Genomic DNA, 1,215 nt, shown 5'->3' on the forward strand with positions numbered 1-1,215 from the left:
GTAGGTGAAGCGACTTGCTCGCGGAGCTGAAACCAGTCGAAGATACCAGCTGGCTGCAACTGTTTATTAAAAACACAGCACTGTGCAAACACGAAAGTGGACGTATACGGTGTGACGCCTGCCCGGTGCCGGAAGGTTAATTGATGGGGTTATCCGTAAGGAGAAGCTCTTGATCGAAGCCCCGGTAAACGGCGGCCGTAACTATAACGGTCCTAAGGTAGCGAAATTCCTTGTCGGGTAAGTTCCGACCTGCACGAATGGCGTAATGATGGCCAGGCTGTCTCCACCCGAGACTCAGTGAAATTGAAATCGCTGTGAAGATGCAGTGTACCCGCGGCAAGACGGAAAGACCCCGTGAACCTTTACTATAGCTTGACACTGAACATTGAGCCTTGATGTGTAGGATAGGTGGGAGGCTTTGAAGCGTGGACGCCAGTCTGCGTGGAGCCAACCTTGAAATACCACCCTTTAATGTTTGATGTTCTAACGTGGACCCGTGATCCGGGTTGCGGACAGTGTCTGGTGGGTAGTTTGACTGGGGCGGTCTCCTCCTAAAGCGTAACGGAGGAGCACGAAGGTCAGCTAATCCTGGTCGGACATCAGGAGGTTAGTGCAATGGCATAAGCTGGCTTGACTGCGAGCGTGACGGCGCGAGCAGGTGCGAAAGCAGGTCATAGTGATCCGGTGGTTCTGAATGGAAGGGCCATCGCTCAACGGATAAAAGGTACTCCGGGGATAACAGGCTGATACCGCCCAAGAGTTCATATCGACGGCGGTGTTTGGCACCTCGATGTCGGCTCATCACATCCTGGGGCTGAAGTAGGTCCCAAGGGTATGGCTGTTCGCCATTTAAAGTGGTACGCGAGCTGGGTTTAGAACGTCGTGAGACAGTTCGGTCCCTATCTGCCGTGGGCGCTGGAGAATTGAGGGGGGCTGCTCCTAGTACGAGAGGACCGGAGTGGACGCATCACTGGTGTTCGGGTTGTCATGCCAATGGCACTGCCCGGTAGCTAAATGCGGAAGAGATAAGTGCTGAAAGCATCTAAGCACGAAACTTGCCCCGAGATGAGTTCTCCCTGAGACTTTAGGTCTCCTGAAGGAACGTTGAAGACGACGACGTTGATAGGCCGGGTGTGTAAGCGCAGCGATGCGTTGAGCTAACCGGTACTAATGAACCGTGAGGCTTAACCTTACAACGCCGAAGATGTTTTGGCG

At 53.7% G+C, this 1,215-nt stretch carries 1 rRNA gene; it reads left to right on the forward strand.

Annotated features, from left to right (window positions below):
- Positions 1 to 1,192 (forward strand): 23S ribosomal RNA (locus tag NR795_RS20660); the annotation flags it as partial.
- Positions 1,193 to 1,215: the final 23 nt, after the last annotated feature.

The organism is Pseudescherichia sp. L3, assembly GCF_024656065.1.
Taxonomy (GTDB): domain Bacteria; phylum Pseudomonadota; class Gammaproteobacteria; order Enterobacterales; family Enterobacteriaceae; genus Pseudescherichia.